The following is a 3,746-nucleotide window of genomic DNA, read 5'->3' as shown; positions in this document are numbered from 1 at the left end:
AGTCGAACGAAGATCAGGTACGGCAGTCGTAGCGTCACGTCTCACGATCATGCCGCCGTGGCGCATGGCGCACGATCACCGCAGGTCAGCAGCCCAGTGCAGAGTTCTGGCACCCCACAGGGCGAGGAGCCGGTGGCGTAGGCGACCCAGTAGTTCTCGTCACGCGTGTCGTTCTCGACCACATGAAGTAGTAGGTGCCCTTGCGCTTGATGACGAAGGAGCCCTCGCGGTAGCCGCTCGGGGTGATCTCGGTGACCTTCGAGGCGTCGAAGGAGACCATGTCCTGGTTCAGCGGGACCACGTACGCCAGTCCGTTGCCCCAGTACAGGTACGACTGGCCGTCGTCGTCGGTGAAGACCGCCGGGTCGATCATCATGCCGTTGTAGGCGCCGCGGGCGATCAGCGGCTTGCCCAGCGGGTCCTTGAACGGGCCGGTGGGCGAGTCGGAGACCGCGACGCCGATGTTCGGGTCGGCGGTGAGCCCCGGCAGGACCGGGCTCCTCATGACCAGCGCCTTCACCGTCCAGGTGCGCTTCGTCCCGTCGGAGCCGTGAACGGTCATCACGACGAGTTGGTCGGCCGGACGGGCCTCTTTGAACTCGGTGGCGGTCGGCGGCGGGGGAGAAGTGTGCTTGGGCGTCGGGGTCGCCGGGATGGTTCGTGGAAGGGAAGCCGGCGCCTCCCCGCTGGTGGGGTGGTTGGCGGGTGAGGGGGCGCCGTGGAGGCGCCGGCTTCCCTGTTCTGCGCGGGTCAGTTCGTCACGCGGAAGGTGGCGTCACTGCGTCCCGTCGCGGTGGTGATGGGGTCGAGGCGGAGTTGGTAGGAGTAGTGGCGGATGTAGTGGTCGGGGTGGTTGTAGGACTGGAACGAGGACCAGGTGGTGTCGGCGAGCCCCGCGACCTGCCGGAAGGTGGCGTCCGCGGCGAACTGGGCGGTGCCGTCGTTGTAGACCAGCTGGAAGTCGTAGTTGGAGTGGCGCAGGAAGTATCCGGGCATGTTCACCGACTCGAAGGAGACGGTTCCCGAGCCCGCCAGGCCGGGGCGCAGTCGGAACTGGGCGTCCGGGCTGGTGATGTTCTGGTCGATGCGCACGTCGAAGCTGGCGTGCCGCACGTACCGGTCCTGGAAGTTGTACGACTGGACCCGCTTGGCCGGGGTGTTGGCCCAGCGGGCGAGCACGCGGGACTCCTCGGCGGCCGTGAGGTTCAGGATCGAGCCGTGGCGCTTCTTGGTGACGCCCATGTTGTAGCTGCCCGATGCCGGGAGCCGGTAGGTGCCGGAGGCGGAGGGGGCGGTCGTCGTGACCGGCATGTACCCGCGTCCGGAGGAGTACTGGTCGAGGTAGAGCGCCCACTCGTTGCGGTCGCGGAACTTCATCCACATCGGGCCCTCGACCTGGGAGCCGGTCAGGCCGATGCCGGAGAGGTTGCCGAGACTGGTCCAGGTGCCGAGGATCGAGTTGCTGCCTTCGAGGGTGATCTGGCCGTCGCCGGAGGCCCGCACGTAGCGGTGGCTGCCGACGCCGGCCGGCATCTCGACGAGCTGGGTGTCGATGATTTCCTGCGTGCCGGGGCGCTCGATGTAGATCTGCGGGGTGGTGATGGAGCGGAAGTCGCTGGTGTGGGCGTAGTAGATGCGGTGCTTCTTCACGCCGTTGACGGGCTTGTTCGTCGCCCAGTACAGGACGTAGTCGTTGGTGGCCGGGTTCCAGATCGCTTCCGGCGCCCAGGCGTTGCGCCCGTCGGGGATCGCGCCGGCGACGTTGAGCAGCCACGGCTCCGACCAGTTGATCAGGTCCGTCGACTCCCACACCACGAGGTTGCGGCTGCCGTTGTACACGGCGGCATCCCAGTTCTGCCCGCAGCTGATGCACAGGTCGGTGGCGATGATCCAGTACTTGTCACCGTTCGGGGATTTCACCAGTGCGGGGTCGCGCACCCCCTTCGTGCCGACCGTGGAGCGAAGGGCTATTCCACTGCCGTTGAGCTCGGTCCAGTTCAGGCCGTCCGCGCTGTACGAGAAGTAGATCTGCTGACCGTTCGCCCCCTCCCCGATGAAGTGTGTCATCAGGTAGCCCGGGTCGGCGGCGGCCGCCCGCTCGGGTGCGGTCAGGGCTTGGGAGGTGATGAGCAGGCACGCGGCGACCAGTATCGCCGCCAGCCGGGCGCGAAGCGCGGACATGTACGTCTCCTGTCGTTCTGCAAAGGCCATCACCGGGCGTGAAGCTGCACCGCTGTAGGTTGTTAGCGTTAACAATCAGGGCTTCGCTCGTGCGACGTCATCCGGTGTCCAGGGGGTTCTCCTCTGCGGAGCGGTACCGGCACGCGATGCGCTGACCGACAGATCGGCAGCAGCACGGGAATCGAGGCCGTAAGGGCGGCCCAGGGCCGTCCGAGCCTTGTTTCGCGCCGGTGTCCAGTGCGTTGCGGCACATCCTGCAGCGAGCAGATCCCGGAAGTCAACGCCCAGTTCCGCATCCGATCACCGTGGGGTGCGTGGTGTCCGTCCAGGGCGGCCCCTTCAGGAGGGGCGTCGAACGCGTGCCAGGTGTCGGACTCCGGACGACGCGCAGGCCTTCGGGCGAGCCGGTTCACGCCGTCCGGTGATGGCGGCGAATGGTCCGTTGCCGAGGTTCGCAGCAGGGCGCGGCATCAGGCCCGACAGCTGGTCGCTAATTCTATTAGCGCTAACAGCATTGACACGTCTCAGTAGGCGCGTCCGGCATCGGACTGTTGACAACGCGCCAACATGCCTACGATAGGTGGCTGGTGTTTGGCGGCTAAGAATTCCGGTGTGTCGGTCACCCCGCCGGGATGATCGTTTCGGCAGCATGAGCGGGTGACGTTGGGACGCGCACCCCGCCAGACCGATCTGCTGCGCTCGACCGTGGACTACTGCCAGGGCCGTGTCGCACCCGACTCGAGCTACGGCGTGCTGCACCGGGAGTGTTTCGCCCTGTTCCCCGACGGGATGTTCGCGGACTTGTTCACCGATGTGGGGCGCCGGTCGGTGCCGCCGATGATCGTGGCGGTGGTGATGGTGTTGCAGCGCGTCGAGGGGCTCTCGGACCTGGAGGCGGTCGACCGGTTCGCGTTCGACGCCCGCTGGAAGTATGCCGCCGGGGGCTTGGATTTCGACTATCCGGGTTCGTGCACACGGTGTTGGTGGACATGCGCGCGAGGTTGGCCCGCTCGGCTCGGCCGGACCGGATCTTCCAGGTGGTCCTGGATGTCGCCCGGCGGGCGGGGCTGGTGGGGCGTAAGCGGGTGCTGGACTCGACCCCGTTGTACGACGCGGTCGCGACGATGGACACGATCACTCTTGTCCGCTCGGCGGTCCGGGGACTGCTCGCGGTGGCCGGGGCGGGCATGGCTGGCGCGCTGCGGGCGGTGATCACCAGCGGGGACGAGTACGCCGGTAGCGCCAAACCCGCGATCGACTGGGATGATTCCGCCGCGCGGGAGGCGTTGGTCGACTCCCGCGCCCGGGACGCGTTCGCGATGCTGACATTGCTGGAGGGTCGTGAGCTGACCGAACCGGTGGACCGCGCCGTGCGGTTGCTGGCCACCGTGGTGGGTCAGGATCTCATCGAGGGCGAGGACGGGACCTTGCGGATCGCCCGTAAGAGGGCATCTGATCTACTTTTGGGTACTTCTGTCCGGTTTGCGTAGTTCGTTTTGCCAGGTTTGGGTGGATTCGCCGGTCAAACGCGGCTCATTATGTTAGTCATCGCCCAGTGGACCATC

The 3,746-nt window shown here is 66.8% G+C and carries 3 protein-coding genes and 1 pseudogene; 2 read left to right on the top strand and 2 right to left on the bottom strand.

Translation table 11 applies throughout. The annotated features are described in order from the left end of the window. Positions 1-85: 85 nt before the first annotated feature. A complete protein-coding gene (locus tag ALI22I_RS00095; RefSeq protein WP_077003553.1) occupies positions 86-562 on the bottom strand; it encodes a family 43 glycosylhydrolase in 477 nt (158 codons plus the stop codon). 188 nt (positions 563-750) lie between these two features. Further along, on the bottom strand, positions 751-2,181 hold the full coding sequence (locus tag ALI22I_RS00090; RefSeq protein ID WP_077003552.1) for a glycoside hydrolase family 43 protein: 1,431 nt from the start codon (positions 2,179-2,181) through the stop codon (positions 751-753). Positions 2,182-2,970: 789 nt separating this feature from the next. Here ALI22I_RS00090 and ALI22I_RS54975 point away from each other — a divergent pair. Continuing rightward, positions 2,971-3,114, top strand: a pseudogene (locus ALI22I_RS54975) (transposase); the annotation flags it as partial. A 35-nt stretch (positions 3,115-3,149) separates the two neighbouring features. After that, the gene (locus tag ALI22I_RS52695; protein WP_238597980.1) at positions 3,150-3,671 is read left to right on the top strand and encodes a hypothetical protein; all 522 of its coding nucleotides are present in this window, start codon (positions 3,150-3,152) and stop codon (positions 3,669-3,671) included. Positions 3,672-3,746: the final 75 nt, after the last annotated feature.

The sequence above is a fragment of the Saccharothrix sp. ALI-22-I genome (assembly GCF_001984175.1).
Taxonomy (GTDB): domain Bacteria; phylum Actinomycetota; class Actinomycetes; order Mycobacteriales; family Pseudonocardiaceae; genus Actinosynnema.
This window is presented reverse-complemented; position numbering and strand designations above follow the sequence as displayed.

Bases quoted from the DNA above. Each gene is read 5' to 3' on its own strand.
- ALI22I_RS00095 (WP_077003553.1), bottom strand. From the start codon at position 562: ATGACCGTTCACGGCTCCGACGGGACGAAGCGCACCTGGACGGTGAAG.
- ALI22I_RS00090 (WP_077003552.1), bottom strand. From the start codon at position 2,181: ATGTCCGCGCTTCGCGCCCGGCTGGCGGCGATACTGGTCGCCGCGTGC.